The 16,100-nt window shown below is 58.6% G+C and carries 13 protein-coding genes and 4 pseudogenes; 7 read left to right on the top strand and 10 right to left on the bottom strand.

Annotated elements, in window-relative coordinates:
• Together ltrA and FVF58_RS46235 are read left to right on the top strand one after the other, a co-directional pair.
• Positions 1 to 1,634 (top strand): group II intron reverse transcriptase/maturase (ltrA, locus tag FVF58_RS46240; RefSeq protein WP_223191230.1); only part of this gene is annotated, 1,634 nt, incomplete at its 5' end.
• 92 nt (positions 1,635 to 1,726) lie between these two features.
• A pseudogene (locus FVF58_RS46235) lies at positions 1,727 to 1,932 on the top strand (IS6 family transposase); the annotation flags it as partial.
• A 58-nt stretch (positions 1,933 to 1,990) separates the two neighbouring features.
• Here FVF58_RS46235 and FVF58_RS46230 read toward each other — a convergent pair.
• The 3 genes from FVF58_RS46230 to FVF58_RS46220 form a co-directional block, all read right to left on the bottom strand.
• Complete coding sequence (locus FVF58_RS46230) at positions 1,991 to 2,989, bottom strand: NAD(P)H-dependent flavin oxidoreductase (protein WP_149676243.1); 999 nt, start codon at positions 2,987 to 2,989, stop codon at positions 1,991 to 1,993.
• Positions 2,990 to 3,050: 61 nt separating this feature from the next.
• Positions 3,051 to 3,683, bottom strand: coding sequence for a 2-hydroxychromene-2-carboxylate isomerase (locus tag FVF58_RS46225; RefSeq protein WP_149676242.1), 633 nt, complete (start codon positions 3,681 to 3,683; stop codon positions 3,051 to 3,053).
• Positions 3,684 to 3,794: 111 nt separating this feature from the next.
• Positions 3,795 to 5,426 (bottom strand): AMP-binding protein, encoded by a 1,632-nt coding sequence (locus FVF58_RS46220; RefSeq protein ID WP_149676241.1) that lies wholly within the window; start codon positions 5,424 to 5,426, stop codon positions 3,795 to 3,797.
• A 293-nt stretch (positions 5,427 to 5,719) separates the two neighbouring features.
• Here FVF58_RS46220 and FVF58_RS46215 point away from each other — a divergent pair, with 293 nt between their 5' ends.
• Positions 5,720 to 6,418: a TetR/AcrR family transcriptional regulator gene (locus tag FVF58_RS46215; protein ID WP_149676240.1), complete on the top strand. Its 699-nt coding sequence runs from the start codon at positions 5,720 to 5,722 to the stop codon at positions 6,416 to 6,418.
• 82 nt (positions 6,419 to 6,500) lie between these two features.
• Positions 6,501 to 6,689 (top strand): annotated as a pseudogene (locus FVF58_RS46210) (hypothetical protein); the annotation flags it as partial.
• Between the two features lie 89 nt (positions 6,690 to 6,778).
• Here FVF58_RS46210 and FVF58_RS46205 read toward each other — a convergent pair.
• The 4 genes and pseudogenes from FVF58_RS46205 to FVF58_RS46190 form a co-directional block, all read right to left on the bottom strand.
• Positions 6,779 to 7,042, bottom strand: a pseudogene (locus FVF58_RS46205) (ISKra4-like element ISBusp5 family transposase); the annotation flags it as partial.
• A gap of 84 nt (positions 7,043 to 7,126) precedes the next feature.
• Positions 7,127 to 8,236 carry a M14 family metallopeptidase gene (locus tag FVF58_RS46200; RefSeq protein WP_149676239.1) on the bottom strand — a complete coding sequence of 370 codons (1,110 nt, stop codon included), beginning with the start codon at positions 8,234 to 8,236 and terminating at the stop codon, positions 7,127 to 7,129.
• Positions 8,237 to 8,278: 42 nt separating this feature from the next.
• The gene (locus FVF58_RS46195; RefSeq protein ID WP_149676238.1) at positions 8,279 to 9,472 is read right to left on the bottom strand and encodes a M20 aminoacylase family protein; all 1,194 of its coding nucleotides are present in this window, start codon (positions 9,470 to 9,472) and stop codon (positions 8,279 to 8,281) included.
• Positions 9,473 to 9,512: 40 nt separating this feature from the next.
• The gene (locus FVF58_RS46190) at positions 9,513 to 10,838 is read right to left on the bottom strand and encodes an MFS transporter (RefSeq protein ID WP_149676237.1); all 1,326 of its coding nucleotides are present in this window, start codon (positions 10,836 to 10,838) and stop codon (positions 9,513 to 9,515) included.
• Between the two features lie 250 nt (positions 10,839 to 11,088).
• Here FVF58_RS46190 and FVF58_RS46185 point away from each other — a divergent pair, with 250 nt between their 5' ends.
• Entirely contained in the window at positions 11,089 to 11,961 is an 873-nt protein-coding gene (locus tag FVF58_RS46185; RefSeq protein ID WP_149676236.1) for a LysR family transcriptional regulator, read from the top strand.
• A gap of 299 nt (positions 11,962 to 12,260) precedes the next feature.
• Here the strand turns inward: FVF58_RS46185 and FVF58_RS46180 are convergent, their stop codons facing one another.
• Positions 12,261 to 13,073 (bottom strand): class I SAM-dependent methyltransferase, encoded by an 813-nt coding sequence (locus tag FVF58_RS46180; protein ID WP_149676235.1) that lies wholly within the window; start codon positions 13,071 to 13,073, stop codon positions 12,261 to 12,263.
• A gap of 420 nt (positions 13,074 to 13,493) precedes the next feature.
• Complete coding sequence (locus FVF58_RS46175; protein ID WP_149676234.1) at positions 13,494 to 14,327, bottom strand: alpha/beta hydrolase; 834 nt, start codon at positions 14,325 to 14,327, stop codon at positions 13,494 to 13,496.
• 359 nt (positions 14,328 to 14,686) lie between these two features.
• Between FVF58_RS46175 and FVF58_RS53775 the strand changes: the two are divergent.
• Positions 14,687 to 14,863 (top strand): annotated as a pseudogene (locus FVF58_RS53775) (LysR family transcriptional regulator); the annotation flags it as partial.
• Here the strand turns inward: FVF58_RS53775 and FVF58_RS46165 are convergent.
• A complete protein-coding gene (locus tag FVF58_RS46165; RefSeq protein WP_149676233.1) occupies positions 14,864 to 15,445 on the bottom strand; it encodes an SDR family NAD(P)-dependent oxidoreductase in 582 nt (193 codons plus the stop codon).
• A gap of 245 nt (positions 15,446 to 15,690) precedes the next feature.
• Between FVF58_RS46165 and FVF58_RS46160 the strand changes: the two genes are divergently transcribed.
• Complete coding sequence (locus tag FVF58_RS46160) at positions 15,691 to 16,074, top strand: TraR/DksA family transcriptional regulator (RefSeq protein WP_149676232.1); 384 nt, start codon at positions 15,691 to 15,693, stop codon at positions 16,072 to 16,074.
• Positions 16,075 to 16,100: the final 26 nt, after the last annotated feature.

Raw genomic sequence — 16,100 nt, 5'->3', positions numbered from 1 at the left:
CACGGGCGCGTGCACCTTCTGGCGTGACGTGGGACGGCATCAATTGGGCCGATGTTCAACGTCAGGTAAGAAGGCTGCAGTCGCGTATGGTGAAGGCGGTACAGGCTGGCCGCCATAACAGGGTGAAAGCCCTGCAATGGCTGCTGACCCACTCGTTCAGCGGCCGTGCATTAGCCGTCAAGCGGGTGACTGAAAACAAAGGCAGGAACACCCCCGGTGTGGACAAGGTAACGTGGAAAACACCGGCGGCAAAGGCCAACGCGATTGCGTCGTTGAAGAGGCGGGGTTATTCGCCCCTTCCGCTTCGGAGAGTTTTTATTCTGAAGAAAAATGGCAAGACGAGGCCGCTCGGCATCCCCGTGATGAAATGCCGCGCCATGCAGGCGTTACATCTGCTGGCGCTGGAACCCGTTGCGGAAACCACCGCCGATCTGAACTCTTACGGGTTCAGGCCGGAACGCTCAACTGCTGACGCTGGAGGACAATGCTTCATTTCTCTGGCGAAAAAGGCGAGCGCGGAATGGCTGCTGGAGGCTGACATTCAAGGCTGTTTCGACAAAATTTCCCACGACTGGATGATCGCCAATATCCCCACGGACAAGGTGATTCTAAAGAAGTGGCTCAAAGCGGGCTACGTGTATCAAAACGAACTCTTCCCCACTGACGCCGGCACCCCGCAAGGGGGAATCATTTCACCGGTGGCAGCCAACATGACGCTTGATGGCCTCGAAGCGATGCTCGCGGAGAGATTCCCGCGAGCCCGGCAGAGAGGACTGAAAGTGAACATGGTGCGTTACGCGGACGATTTCATTATCACCGGCCATTCGAAAGAGTGGCTGGAACATGAGGTCAAGCCGGCAGTAGCTGAATTTCTGGCGGAACGCGGGCTGGTCTTGTCGCCCGAAAAGACCAGGATAACGCACATCAAGGACGGGTTTGATTTCCTCGGATGGAACATCCGCAAGTACAACGGCAAGCTCTTGATGAAACCGTCGAAAGCGAACGTCAAAGCACATCTTGACAAAGTCCGTGAAATCATCAAGGCCAACAAGACGGCTAAACAGGCGAACCTGATAAGGCTGCTCAATCCTGTTTTGCGAGGATGGGCGAATTACCACAGCCATGCAGTCGCCAAGAAAGCCTTCAATCGGGTTGATCACGAGGTCTGGTCAATGCTATGGCGATGGGCGGCAAGACGGCATCCTAACAAAGGCACCCGATGGATCAAAACAAAATACTTCAAAACCAAAGATCTGCGGGACTGGGTATTTGCCGCTACAGAAAAACAAGAAGATGGCACGACAAGAGAGGTCACCTTGCTGAAGGTATCGGACACGCCAATCAAACGGCACGTCAAGATCAAGGCGGGCGCCAATCCGCACGATCCGCAATGGGCGCCGTACTTCGAATCCCGATGGGGCCAGAAGATGCTGAACTCGGCGCGAGGGCGCGCTAAGCTGTACCGTGTCTGGCTCAGGCAAGATGGCATGTGTTCCAACTGTCAGCAGCCCATCACAATGAACACCCGCTGGGTTGTTACGCATATTGTGAAGCCAACTGACGGCGGGACGGATGCCGCAGGCAACCTTCAAGTGCACCATCTCAATTGCCGTAGAACTCCGCAACACGCCTGAAAAGAAGTTGTACCACCGGGTGTCGACAGATGCCTTTGTAGAGGCTTGAGCCGTATGCTCCTAAAGGCGCACGTACGGTTCTTAGGGGGCCGTACCACAGCAATGTGGTACGGCTACCCGACCAGGACCACCTCGCCATTAAACGCATCATCAAACCGAAGATGGGGTTCAAGGATTTCCGCTGCGCGCGCATCATCCTGTCCGGCATCGAGATCATGCACATGCTCCGCAAGGGGCCGATGCGTGAAATGGCATCACGGCGACTGCTGCCGATCAATTCTATTCTCTTGTAACGTAAGCAATCCTGTTCATTCCGGAAGTTCGCTCAACCCATCTTCGATATTGCGACACAGCCTTTAATTCGGCTTGTCTACGCTTGCGCCATCAAGCATCGAGTGAAGCCTTGATGTGATGAGCTTGTCCGCTTCGTCGATAATAGTATCAATAAGTGCCTTTACGGTCGGAACATCGTGAATCAAGCCGGCAACCATGCCACAGCTCCAGGCGCCGGAATCCACCAGACCGTCGCGCATTACTTTGGGATAAACACCCGCCACCTGGTCAATGATGTCATCGATACGAAGATTGTTTCCCTTCTGGCGTTCAATCTCCAGAAGACGTTCTACACCTGCATTGTTGAGCACACGCTCAGTATTTCGCAGGCCACGCATGATCAGCCGCGTGTCCAACTCGGATGAGTTGACTATCGCCTTTTTTACGTTCTCATGAACCGGCGCTTCTTGCGTGGCAACAAACCGTGTGCCCATGCTGATGCCCTCAGAACCCAGCGCGAGCGCAGCCACCAGACTGCGTCCGTTAGCCATGCCACCGGAAGCAATAGTTGGAATGGTCAACTCGTCTGCCGCACGGGGCAGCAGGATCATATTCGGAATATCGTCCTCTCCCGGATGGCCTCCGCATTCAAATCCATCCACGGTAACAGCATCGCATCCTATCTGTTGTGCTTTAAGGGCATGACGTATGGACGTGCACTTGTGAAAGACCTTGATACCCGCGTCCTTGAGACTACCAATGTATGGCTCCGGATTGCGACCGGCCGTCTCGACGATACGCACCCCGCCCTGCTTGATAGCGTCGATGTACTCAGGATAGGGAGGGGCCGAAAACGTCGGAAGGAACGTAAGATTCACGCCAAACGGCTGATCGGTCATTTCCCGGCACCGGGCAATTTCCTTTGCAAGCAGTTCAGGCGTCTTCTGTGTCAAGGCAGTGACAATGCCCAAGCCGCCGGCATTGGAAACCGCAGAGGCAAGTTCCGCGAGGCCGACGTAATGCATCCCTCCCTGAATGATGGGATATTTAATCTGGAAAAGCTTGGTTATACGTGTCTTCATGCTGGCTCCTCAAAGCTTTGATTTCCGCCACCCGGAATTCCGGCTGGCGCTCACGCGCAAATTAGCACTGTGGTGTGAGAGGTGTGGCCGCTGCCGGCACATACTGCTTGCCAGCGGCAAGGAACTGATCGAGTAGCCAGATGCGGTCCCCGCCCCAGAACAGTTCGTTTCCAACTGCGAATGTTGGGGAGCCAAACACCCCCCGGGAGACCGCAGCCTGGGTCGCCTCGTTGACGGCTCTACGCGACTCAGGCGACTCAATGGCTTCCCGGAAACGTTGCCTGTCGATGCCCACCGCCTTCTGGGCAACATCGAGCAGGATGTCCATGTCACCGAGGTGCCGCCCTTCGGCCCAACGTGCACTCAACAACGCTTTCGCCAGCACCGGTCGCTGTTCAGGCGGTTGCGTGCACATCAACTGCTGGGCAGGCACAGGGTCAAACATGGAGAAATCATCTGTAAGCGGCATACCTAATACTTTCGCCATCCGTGACGCGTCATGACGGACATAGGTGCCTTTGAGCGGCGTATCAAGCAGCGGCTTCAACCCCATTACCTTTACAACCGCAACGCCAAGCCTGAATGGCAACCAATCAAGTCTTTTACCGTGACGGTCTGCCAAGGCCTCAATCGCATTCGATGCGAGGTACGCGTAGGGCGAGACAAAGTCGAAATAAAACGCGATCGAATCCATAAGTTTCGTTGGGCAAATTTGAGTGCCTTGCCCGTATCCTCTAATTCCAGCGAACTTTTGAAGAAAATCACCCCGGCGGAAGTTCGTCCTCGCTAGCGCGTAACCGTCAGATTACGAGCTGCCGTCCGTTGGTTTTTTCGCACGTGCTTCTTTAAGGAGCTGCTCACGCAATACATATTTCTGAACCTTCCCCGATGCAGTCTGAGGGAACTCGTCGACGAAACGCCAGACCCGTGGCGTCTTGTATGATGCGAGACGATCGCGACAAAAGGTCGTAAGCTCACTCTCTCCTTCGGCACGTCCGGCTCTGAGCTGGATGAAGGCAGCGATTATCTCGCCCCATTCGGCGTCGGGCAACCCGACCACGCAAGCGCCTGCAACGTCAGGATGGCTAAGCAAAACTTCCTCGATTTCGCGAGGATATACGTTTTCTCCACCGCGAATGATCATCTCCTTCATTCTTCCCTGAATGGTGAGATAACCGTCGCTTGCCATCGAACCCAGATCGCCCGTTCGAAGCCAGCCATCGTTGGTCAGCGCCTGTCGCGTCGCTTCCTCGTTGTCAAAATAACCCTTGGTGACGCAGCGTCCCCGAGTCCAGATTTCACCTAATGTGCCTATTGGCACCGTCTCGCCGCTATGTGGATCGGCCACTTTGACTTCAATCTGAGGCATAGGCCGCCCGACTGTCAATTCCCAACCCGATCGGGACTCATTCTCGCGTGTATGAGTGATATAGGGCGATGCTTCCGTTTGCCCGAAACCAATGCCCACCTTAACGTGAAGAGTACGCTCGATCCGCCGCACAAGCTCAGCCGAGACCGGTGCACCGCCGAGTGTTGCGAGTCTCCATGAACTCAGGTCGAAGGCTGCCAGATCCGGGTGATCCAGGATACGAACCATCATAGTTGGGACTGCAGACATCAAGGTGCCGCGCTCCGACTCGAACAGATCCAGCATCAGCGCCGGATCGAAAGTCGGCGGAAGAACATGAGTCCCTCCCGTCTGCAATGCTCCCAAAGTCACGAGACCGCACCCGGCGGTATGAAACAGGGGCATTGGGTTGACCCATACGTCGCCTCTGCGCGCGCCGATAACTTGCGCATAGATTCGCCCATTGTTTGCCAACCCGCGATGGGTTAGAAGCGCGCCCTTGGGGAAGCCTGTGGTGCCTGATGTGTATTGAATCTGGGCTATATCGCCAGGTTCAACACGTGGCAACGCGGCGAACTCTGACGAACCATCAACGAGGTCTGCCCAACTCTTCAGCGAAATGATTTCCCGCAAGCGTGGCAGATCAGGTCTGACTTCATCCACGACAGCTGCGAGGTTCCGTTCGCGATACTCTGGTTCCAGGATAATTCCGCAGGCCTGTGACTGCTTGAGAACATACTTGAGCTCCGAAGCGAGATACGCCGGGTTCACAGTGACGAGCGTAATACCGGCAAGTGCTGCACCAAGTTCGATATGCACCCACTCCGGACGGTTGGATGCCCACACTGCGACGTGCTCGCCTGGGCGAAAGCGGTTCAGAAGCGCGCCCGCTACTTTGCGTGATTGCGTCAGCAACTCGCCATACGTCCAGCGACGCCTCCCGGTCCCGCTTACACCCTCAACCAGCGCAACTTCGTTTTCCCAACGCTCTGCTGCATTCGTGAGCGCATCCCCAATGCTGAGTTCCAGGAATGGCTCGGTTTGGTCTGCGGGCCAGTACGACAGGTCGTGTGAAGCGGCATGTTCCATGTGACTTATGTTTCCTTCTATCCGTTCAACCAAGCGTAAGATCCTTGTAATAGTGTGCGCAACATATGCCCAGCGGGAGGCGCACCCTGACTACGCCCCCATCATAGGCGGCACACTTTTTTGCCTCTATTCGGATTTCGGCGCCCCAGCGCCGGCCCACCACACTGCCCTTCTTCTTGCCTGCCCGCGCGACTTGCCAGACGCCTACTCGGATCTACCCGGATATCCGATGCCCTCGAAATTCGACCACGCGCGCATAGGGCTACAATCTATATGGCGTAGTTCGCGCCACGATGGTGGCTGCCGCGAACATTGTTGCCGGGGAGGAAGAGGTGCCTGCCAAAAGTCGAAAATTCGGCGCGAACGCGGAGATCGCCGTGCGCCGCAGGCCGCGGCAAGGACGGTCCCAGATGACCGTTGACGCCATTCTCGAGGCTGCTCGGCAGTTGTTGATAAGGGATGGATTTGATGCCACGAGTACGACGCGCATTGCGGAAACCGCTGGCGTTAGCGTCGGTTCACTTTATGAGTACTTCACCAGCAAGGAAGCCCTCGTCGCGAAACTGATCAAACGCCATTGTGACAACCTGCTCGACACGTACGCCAAGGCCTTCAAGGAAGTTGAGGGCAAAGGAATCGCGCCACTGGTCGACGCGTGGATCGATACAAGTGTGGACGCGTATACGAAAGATCTTGCCTTGCATCGCGTTCTTCTCGATCAGATGGGCAAGGTGAGCAAGACACAGCACCTGAGACGCGTTTCTCTCGCCATTGTGGACCTTCTCGAAAGCGCACTTCGCCGATGCGGGGAGCCTGTGCCCAGGCCGGACCTGCGGCTAGCGGCGTTTGTCATCGAGTCGGCTGGAGAAGCACTATTGCATAGGGCCATTCTTTACGGCGACGATCTCTTCAGCGATGAGTTGCGGCGCGAGTGGAAGCTCATGACTTACCTCTATCTTGCCAGTACGGACAGGCCGTCCTCGCGGACGTGACACTTCACGCCGGAGGCTCTGGTGCAAATGGGATCGGCGAATCGGTTGGAGTTGTCGGAACGAAACGAACTGATGTCCCGCAATGAACACGCTGAAGAGCCTAGAGGAGTTGTTCGGCGGCCGCCATTTTGATCGAGAGATCATTCTGTGTGTGCGCTGGTACCTGCGCTACAAGCTCAGCCTACGTGATCTGGTCGAGATGATCCCCCAAGGGGACTTCCTGCGGGGCGTGGCCGAACGGGGTTTGTCTCTGGCTCACACGACGATCCTGCTGTTGAAGGAAGCCGTTAAAAACCCCGGGATGTGCGTCGCCAAGGCCACGTAACGCGGCGCTCTCCAATCCACGGAAACTGTTGCTGTGCGAGTTCCTGGAATTCCTGGTTCAACAACGCGGCGCGCCTGCTTACCGGCTTGGCCCAAGGCAGCGACGACAACTGCCATCGACGCCGACCGGTTCCCAGCTTCCGCGCGATTTTCCTTGCCCGAACCTTTGCGATTGCAACGTGCACGACGGACATAGCCGACGTCAATGCCGAGTTCCGCATCTGGCTTTGTCGTCTCGCACCTCCGGCGCACTGGCCGCGCGTTATTTATCGATTTTCCGATCGCCACGGTGTGGTTGCGCCGACGCTTGGGAACGGATCCGACGACCGTTGAGAAACTCAGCATTTAATCGATGCATCAGCGCCGCACAACTCGACACCCCGGTCACGTTGACCCGACGCTCGCCGATTCGCGCGACAGCCCCATGACAGCTTGCAGAATCGCCGCGCGCGCCTGTCCGAGAATCATCCCCCGCCATGCGTCGTCATCACAGTAGAAGGCTGCGCGAATAGCCTGGTGGATCGCGCTGATCTGCTGCTTCTCCGCCTGGGGATGCTGGCGCAGCCAGACATCGGCACGCAGCATGTGCAACATGTCGACGAGTGGAATCGTGCCGTATTCGATCGCGATCGCCGTGGTGTCGGCATGCGTGCAGGTCCGGCGCAGCGTGTCGAGCACTGGTCCCGCTACGTTTGCCGCAACCGACGTGCCGTCCAGCGGACTGGTCACGTCGGCACCCCACCAGTTGCGGGCACGCCGCAGCTCGCCGTTACCGATCTGCCCCACGCAGATTTTCTCCCCATGTCCGTACGGGCCCAGTCCCGTATGAAAATCGATCCAGCCAATGCTGTCGCACGCTGTGCCATGCTGCTCGAACACCATCTGCAATACCCGCGTGCTCCAGACCGCACGATGGCCGCCAAAGAACATGCCGTCGGCATGCTGATATTGTCCGACTGTCAGAGCCTGCTGATAGGCCTGTTCACCGCGTTGTGAGATGTAGTCCGCAATGGCCGCCGCGTTTTCGTCCGACGGCGGCCAGCTCGACGGCACCAGCAATGCATGCAGATCGTCATAGGCGGGATTGACCGGCAGCGGCAGAGAGAAATCGATGCTGTTGCGATTCAGATCGACGTTGTCCTCGTTCGTGCGGCTCAAATACGAGAAGCCGTACGGATTGATCGCGTGGACCACCAGGATCGCGACATTCAGCTTGTCGAGTAACGCCTGCAGCGGTCGGTCATGCAACAACGCGATCTGCGCCGCCGAGCCGCAGAAGCCCTCGACCCCGTGTGTGCCGGACGTCAGCACGAGCATCCGCCGCGCCATGGCGGGGCCGAGCCGCACGACATCGGTCGACAGGTCTTCGCCTTCGAGACCCTGGTGCCCCGGAATCACGTGCCTTTCCACGCGTGCCTGAATAGCCGCGGCGGCCCGCACGTACCGCTCCCGCGCGCTCGCATAAGACCGCTGGAAATACTGTGAATCGTTCATCGGTTCTCCTCGTGAGACGTGTGTCTGCGCGCGGCCTGACACTTAAGCGGGCGTCAGGAACGATTCGGTGAGGCGCACCCAGTAGGTCGAGCCTAGCGACAGGACGTCGTCGTTGAAGTCATAGCTCGTGTTGTGCAGCATGCAGGGGCCAAGACCATGACCGTGGTCCCGATGATCGCCGTGACCATTGCCGATGTACGCGTAGCAGCCCGGCTTCTCGAGCAACATGAACGAGAAGTCTTCAGCGCCCATGGTCGGATCGATGTTCGTCTCCACTTGATCCTTGCCCACGATATCCTGCATCACGCCCAGTGCGAAATGCGTTTCCTTCTCCGTATTGACGGTCGGGGGATAGTTGCGCCTGAACGAGAACTCGACGCTGCAACCATAGGCGAGCGCCGTCGCTTCGGCGAGCTGCTTCATGCGGGTTTCGATCAGGTCCAGCACGTCCACCGAGAACGTGCGCACCGTGCCGGCAAGCGTCGCCGTATCGGGAATCACGTTGACGGCTTCGCCCGCGTTGATCTGCGTGATCGACAGGACCGCCGCGTCGATCGGACGCTTGTTGCGCGTCATGATGCTCTGCAGGCCCGTGCCGATCTGCATCGCGGTGAATACCGGATCGATGCCGTTGTGCGGAATGGCCGCGTGCGCGCCGACACCCTTTACCTGAATGCGGAATTCGTTGCTCGATGCCTGCGTCGCGCCGACCCGCGCGCCGAATTCGCCGGCAGCCATACCCGGCCAGTTGTGAAGCGCGAACACGGCATCGACCGGAAAGCGTTCAAACAGTCCGTCTTCGATCATGGCCTTTGCGCCTCCGCCGCCTTCCTCGGCCGGCTGAAAGATGAACACGACGGTGCCATCGAAACTCCGGTGTTGTGAAAGATACTGCGCCGCGCCGAGCAGCATGGCGGTATGGCCGTCGTGGCCGCACGCATGCATCTTGCCGGTATGCTGGGACGCATGAGCAAACGTGTTGAGTTCCTGGATCGGAAGTGCGTCCATGTCGGCACGCAAGCCGATTGCCTTGCGGCTGGAGCCGTTACGCAGCACGCCGACGACACCCGTCTTGCCGAGTCCGCGCGTGACTTCGATTCCCCAGGACGTGAGCTTCTGAGCGACAACGTCCGCTGTACGGTTTTCTTCGTAGCAAAGTTCCGGGTGCGCGTGAATGTCGCGCCGAATTGCCTGGATCTCAGCTTGAGCCTGGGTAATCTCGGGAATGATTTTCATATGGGTTCCTGCTTTCTTAAGAAGTGGTTCGTTTGACCGGCTACATCAGGGGTTGCTTCGAGCGGTCCTTCAGCAGTGCAATCGTGACGAATCCGACGACGCAGCCGAACAGCCCGTAATAGACGACCGCGAGTTTGTCTTCGGTCACCTTGATGAGCAGCGTCGCAATTGCACCCGCGAAGCCGCCGAATATCATCACGGCAAAGTTGTAGCCGATGGCCATGCCCGTCGAGCGCACATGCGCCGGAAACAGTTCGCAGACGAACGCACAGTACGATCCCTGAAATAGACCGAGCGTTGCCATCAGGCTGCACTGGACAAGAATCAGCACAGGCAGTGTCGGATGGCCTGTCAGCAGCACGAAGAGCGGATATGAGATCAGCAGGCTCAGAACGGTGGAGATCATCATCGGCTTTTTGCGGCCGACAGCGTCCGAGACGAGCCCCGACGCAAATGTCGCGGCGATATAAGCGATGGCCGCGCAGCACGAAGCAATGACGCTGCTCGAGAACGGGATGCCCAGCGTCTTTGTCGCGTAACTCGGCATGAAGTAATAGAAGATGTAAGTGCCGATCGTGCCGTACACCGTCAGACCAAACCCGGCGAGAATCGCCCGCCAGTGAATCACGATTGATTCGAGGAACGGCGATTTTGCCGTCGGCAACCGCTTCGCGTGATCTTTGAAAACTGGCGATTCATCAAGCTTCGAACGCACATAGAGCCCCACCGGCACGATCAGCAAGCCGAGCATGAATGGAATGCGCCAGCCAAACTGGTCGAGCTGCTCCGGACTCAGAAACTGGGTCAGCGCCACTCCGGTCAGCGCACCAAGCAGCATGCTGCACGCCTGGCTGATCATCTGAAAGCTGCCGTAGACGCCGCGCCGCTCCACCGGTGCATGTTCGACGAGAAACGCTGTTGCGCTACCCACTTCGCCGCCAGCGGAAAAGCCTTGCAGGAAGCGTCCGATCAGCATGAGGATCGGCGCAAAGATGCCTATCTGCGCGTAGGTCGGCGAAAACGCAATGATCCCCACGCCGAGCGCCATCAACGAAATCGTCACCACCAGCGCGGACTTGCGCCCGTGACGGTCGGCATAGTTGCCGAGAATGATGCCGCCGAGCGGCCTCGTCAGAAAACCCACACCGAAGGTTGTCCAGGCCGCCAACAGCGAGGCGGTGGCGTTGTCGCTCGGGAAAAACTGCTTCGCGATGATCGCGGCAAAAAACGAGAAGACGGTGAAGTCAAACCACTCGAGCGCATTGCCGATAGTTGCAACGACAATCACGCGCGCGTCGAACGGCCTCGTGCCTGTGGCAGCGAGAGACAACGCATCAGATTCGCCTCGTTGAACGGGTACATCCATTTACGTCTCCTTGAGCACGGCAAATAGTCTGTTTTTGGATAAATCAAGCGGCCCCGTCAGCACTGAAACGCAGTTGGGTCACTTTCATGCCTTGTGCTTGATACCGGTTCGTCTTTCGACTACTCATTGTCCATAGCCGTTATCACCAAAGAAAGCTAAAATTTCTTGTGATTCGCTTCAAAATTTTTGATGTAACAATCGTGTCCGGCCAGTTGCGGGCGCATTCGTTTCCGGTGTCGTCGAGGTTGACTTGAGCACGTTACGCTTTCTCCGTACCTTCGCGGCCGTGGCACGCCACGGCTCGTTTGCGGTTGCCGCCGAGCAGATGGCGCTCACGCAATCGGCGGTCAGCATGCAGATGCGCGCACTCGAAACCGAGTTCAAACATGAGCTGTTCGACCGCTGCGGGCGCAAGGTGATGCTGAATGCGATGGGCAAAAGCCTGTTGCCGCACGCGCAGCAGTTGCTATCGCTGTATGACGCCATGAGGATGGTGGCGGGCGGCCTCGAAGAAGACGTCGGGCCGGTCTCCATCGGGGCGGTCGAGTCGGTCGTGGGCGCGCTCGCCGAGGCCGCAGCGCATCTGAAGATCGCGCGACCCAATCTCGATGTGAGGATCATGGCGGCAAAATCCGTCGACCTGGCCGCGCGCGTCGACTCGGGCGAGATCGATGCGGCCGTGATCATCGACACCCTTGGGCGCCGGCCAGCCAGCGTGCAATGGACACCTGTCTATTCGGAACCGCTAGTGCTGCTCGCCAATGCGACCATGGTTCCAGAATCGGTACCCGAGTTGCTCAAGTCGCAGCGATTCCTGCGATTTGACCGCACACAGCGAACCGGCATCGTCATTGATCGCGCGATACGCAAGCAGCGCCTGAAGGTAAACGAATTTCTCGAACTCAACTCGCTGGAAGGCATTGCGGAACTGGTGCGCCAGGGGATCGGCGTCGCGGTTGTGCCACTGCTGCGGCGCTCGTCGTGGATGTGCGACGACGCGTTGCGGGTGATGCCGCTGCCCCAGCCAGATGCGAAGCGAATCGTAGGCATGCTGGAGCGCGCGGAGCACGGCAAGATGGCCGTGACAACGGCGATTGTGAGGCACCTGCAGGATGTGATTTGAGGATCGTCAGGGGGTTGCCGTCGCCGTAAAATTTTCCACAACTCTTGGTTATGTCCCCCGGCGGAAGCGCCAGCGCTTTGCCACCCGGAGCAGGGGCGTTCTCGGCCCGGATCTGGTCGAACCAGGCGTCCGCGCGCACGATTGCATACTTGACGCCGTTGACGGTAGCATATGTCGCCTTCTCGTCGAGCTTGTAGTTGGGATCCTTGACGTCGATTGCCAAGATGGACACCTCCTCGGACCACCGACACTAATGGTCTAGCGCCTGCGCCGCGGGTCTGACGTAACCGGACGACTATTCAGGGCTTTCTCGCAGACGCGAGTACACACGGCATCGGGACTTGCACCTCACCGTTGTTCGTATACGATGCCGCATCGCCGGCCACAGCTTTCTGGATCGAAGCCAGCGCTTCTGGCGACTGCGCCTTCAGGATCGCCGCGACGCGCACCCCACCGCGCATCAGGACGTCGAAAGGCGTTTCGGGCGCGCGGATACGCAACGTTTGACTGACTTCCTTAGTGCGGGGCTCAACGAAGCCCGCATCAAGCAGCGCACGCTCCGATTCGTGCGAGTCGCTGAAGCGGAAGAACGGAGGCCCAGGCGGCAGTTGGACATCCATGCGACCGTGCTTCTCAATAGCCTTGAGCACCATCCCGAATCCAACGGTCCGGTCCGGCGGCGCCCAAACCGTAAACGAGATTCTGCCGCCGGAGCGCAGCACCCGAAACGCTTCGGCGAGCGCAGCCTCGGGACGAGCGAAATGCAGCATTCCGAAGCTGATACCAACCGCGTCAAAACTCATATCCGGAAATGGCAGATCTTCGGCGCTCCCGGGACGGAATGCGAGGTCGGGAAAAATGCGTCTCGCTTGTTGGATCATCGCGTCCGCGAAATCGACGCCGACTACATCGGCACCACGACGCGCCGCCGCTGCCGCGAGATAGCCGGGTCCTGACGCGACATCAAGGAACTGGACGCCGGCACGTACCTCAAGCGCGTCGAGCAACGCATCATTGGACTGCGTCGTCAGTTCGCCAAAATACGAGTGATACGGCTGTGCGACTGTTTCCCAGCCCTGACGCTCAAAGGCGCTGAATTCGTCTTGTTCCATGGCACACCTCCATCCGGGGTCACCCTATCGCGCCCCGACATCGGATTGACGCGAGCCGCGCCAACGCATGGTGGTCAGGTTAGTGCCGCCCGGCCACTTGTACAAGATTGCACGGGAGTTCCAAGTTTCATCTTGTCACGCCACCACCATCGACCAAGACAGTGAATCCGGTCGTATGTGACATCGTGGCGAGACAGGCCATTGCGTCCGCGATGCGCGTCCCCTGTCTCCCTGTTCGATGAACATTCGACAGAGCCAACGTTTGAACGCGAACTGTCGACCACCTGCGGCCGTTCGCCATCAAGAGACATTCGTCCGATCGGCTAGCGAGACACTCCTATGACGCCTTCGCTTTCGACACCGGCCATTTCGACAGGGCGAAAGCCGCAACCTTTCTGCGCCGATTATCGAATCGCCTCTTTAATGCGCGTCGATGAAGGCGGTGACGTCGGCCAGAACCGGTGAGACCGTATTCTGCCCCGCCGAAAACGACTCGACGATCGTATCGTGGCCGTAACCCGGATATTTTTTCAGTTCGACGGCGCCGCGATGCGCGCGCAGCGCGTCTGCGAAACGATCACTGTTATGCGGATCGACATCGGTATCCGCCGTGCCGGCGGCGAGCAACATCGGTGGCTCGTGTCCCGTGACGAATGCGATGGGCAGCGCCCGCTGGCGCAGTGCAATCGGAAAGATCTCATTCATGTGAGGGTCGCTCGTCGGAATTGCGGCGTACGGACCCGCGAGTCCGATCATCCCGGAGAGCGAGGTATTCGACATGCCCTGCGCGGCCAGATAGCGCGGATCGGTCGCGAGCATCGCCGCCATATGCGCGCCGGAGGAATGCCCCATCACGAAAATGCGTCCGCGGTCGCCGCCGAATTCGCGCACATGATCGCGCGTCCAGCGCACGGCGGCAGCAGGGTCGTCGAGAAAGCCAGGGAAGACAGTCTCCGGATAGATGCGGTAGTCCGGCGCGATCGTTACGATGCCTCGCGCGGCGAGCGCTTGCGCAACTCCGCGCGACGCCGAGCGATGACCACTTTGCCAGGCTCCGCCGTAGAAATACACGACGACGGGGTGGTTCGTGCGGGTGCGGGACTTTGGCGCATATACATCTAGCCGCTGGCGCGGCGCCTTGCCATAGGCGATGCCGCCCGGTTCGTCGTGCTCGCGCGCCCGAGACGGGACTATGCCGGCTGCGCATGCGGCCAGTGACAGTGAAATGAACCTTCGTCTCGCCAATGCACGCATGTTGCTCTCGACCCGCGATTGTTATCGAAAAAGACGGCTGTCGCGCGCTCGAGCGACGCAAGTCCGAAAACGAACGCGCCCTCGTTCATTGATATCGCGTCAGGCACGCAGGGCACTTGTGTCGACAAGTGATAGCAAGCCGTCAGCCGACTCGATCAGGACGCGGTCGGCCTGCTTCTTCGCTATTAAAGGTCGCCTGAAAATGGCTGTACGTGCGGAAGACATCGTTCGGAACAATCAAGTCAGCGCCCGCGTGAGGGCAGGACCGCCCGCAAGGGCAGTCCCACGAGTGACCGATGCACGCAAGAGCGCGACGTTTGAACCGCAATCCCACGACAGGCCGTTCAGGGTCAACCTCATGGACCGACGAAAGGTTTCCTCTCTATGCCCTGTACCCTTCGCGCAACCACATGCCGGCCAAGACCAGCGCCTTTCTGGACTTCGTTTCATCGCTTGCGGGCAACCCACGAAGAAACGTCGGTGCTGCTGCGACACACCAGTACCCACTCCGGCCCTGGATTGCACCAGCCTCGTGATTACCAGGGCAGCACCTGGTCGAACCGGTCGATAAAGCGCAGCCCCGTCTTCCCCTGGTTCCGGGTAACCACATCGACAACGAGCGGAATGCTTTCATCAACCGAGAACATGGCGTCGGCCCCTCCCATCTCGGTTCGCACCCAACCGGGCGCCACGAGCAGCAGTGCTCGCCGGTTGTTCGGCCGGTGGCCGAGGTAGCACTTCATGAGCATATTGAGTGCAGACATGCTGGAGCTGTAAAGATCCCAGAAGCCGTTGTTGTTCGCGATACTCCCGAGCTCCGATGACATGACCGCGATCGTTCCGTCAACAGCAACGACATCCTCGAGCGTCTCGATCAATCGCACCGGGCTGAATGCGTTGACGAGCATCATGTCAAAGAAGTCCTGCTCTGTAGCCGTCAGCGGCGTCTTCTCGATGGACCGGACAATACCGGCGTTGATGAACAGCAGATCGAGCGTGCGGTCGCTCAACCGTTCGCGCAAGGTCTTGACGCTCTGCGCAGTCCGACATCCTCGTGACGGCTCGGCGGCGAAGCGATATGCAACGTTCGCGGCGCGGATTAAGTGTCGATCGTGCATGAGAACAGTTCGACTTGTCGCACCCGCTTTAGGTATGGCCGATGCGCTAAATGCGACCTTCAGGAGGAGCAACGTTCCCGAACCATCCGATCATTTGCAAACCCTATACTTAAGGTATGCCCGTCAAACATGATCTGGCTCAAATGACGGGTGAGTTAAACACTTAATTGGGCGTATGCCATCTGACGATAGGCCTTCGCGATTTCACCATTGTGCGGGCGTTACAGAACACATCGAACCTGTCCATGATCACCCTCACCTCTTCCGAACTCGCGCTGTTACAGCAAACGCTCTGCGAGCGCCGTCGCGAGTTGCTGGCAGCGCTACACGGCGAATACGGAGATCTCGCCGGAGCCCGACCGCCCGAAGCGCTGGGCCCCGAGTCGCATCCCGACGAGACCGCATCGCGCAAGGCGGGCGACGAGTTGCGCGCTGCGCTCGCGCGGCACGACTTCGACGAACTGCAGCAGATCGAGGCAGCGCTGGCACGCATCGCCGCCGGCCTCTACAGCGCATGCGTCGAGTGCGGGGACCCGATCGGTTATGAACGGCTTGCCGCCGCACCCTTCACGGCCCGCTGCGTTTCATGCCAGACCGCGTTTGAACAACACCGCCGCATCCGCCAATAAGATGCTCAACAGATACAAAACGATTT

It is taken from the genome of Paraburkholderia panacisoli, from assembly GCF_008369935.1.
Taxonomy (GTDB): domain Bacteria; phylum Pseudomonadota; class Gammaproteobacteria; order Burkholderiales; family Burkholderiaceae; genus Paraburkholderia; species Paraburkholderia panacisoli.
Note: the sequence above shows the minus strand (reverse complement) of the source record. Positions and strands in the feature narration are given on the sequence as shown.

Excerpts from the sequence above, each read along its gene's own strand:
- FVF58_RS46230 (WP_149676243.1), bottom strand. The coding sequence starts at position 2,989 with ATGAAGACACGTATAACCAAGCTTTTCCAGATTAAATATCCCATCATT.
- FVF58_RS46225 (WP_149676242.1), bottom strand. The coding sequence starts at position 3,683 with ATGGATTCGATCGCGTTTTATTTCGACTTTGTCTCGCCCTACGCGTAC.
- FVF58_RS46220 (WP_149676241.1), bottom strand. The coding sequence starts at position 5,426 with ATGGAACATGCCGCTTCACACGACCTGTCGTACTGGCCCGCAGACCAA.
- FVF58_RS46215 (WP_149676240.1), top strand. The coding sequence starts at position 5,720 with ATGGTGGCTGCCGCGAACATTGTTGCCGGGGAGGAAGAGGTGCCTGCC.
- FVF58_RS46195 (WP_149676238.1), bottom strand. The coding sequence starts at position 9,472 with ATGAAAATCATTCCCGAGATTACCCAGGCTCAAGCTGAGATCCAGGCA.
- FVF58_RS46190 (WP_149676237.1), bottom strand. The coding sequence starts at position 10,838 with ATGGATGTACCCGTTCAACGAGGCGAATCTGATGCGTTGTCTCTCGCT.
- FVF58_RS46180 (WP_149676235.1), bottom strand. The coding sequence starts at position 13,073 with ATGGAACAAGACGAATTCAGCGCCTTTGAGCGTCAGGGCTGGGAAACA.
- FVF58_RS46165 (WP_149676233.1), bottom strand. The coding sequence starts at position 15,445 with ATGCACGATCGACACTTAATCCGCGCCGCGAACGTTGCATATCGCTTC.
- FVF58_RS46160 (WP_149676232.1), top strand. The coding sequence starts at position 15,691 with ATGATCACCCTCACCTCTTCCGAACTCGCGCTGTTACAGCAAACGCTC.
- FVF58_RS46175 (WP_149676234.1), bottom strand. The coding sequence starts at position 14,327 with ATGCGTGCATTGGCGAGACGAAGGTTCATTTCACTGTCACTGGCCGCA.
- FVF58_RS46200 (WP_149676239.1), bottom strand. The coding sequence starts at position 8,236 with ATGAACGATTCACAGTATTTCCAGCGGTCTTATGCGAGCGCGCGGGAG.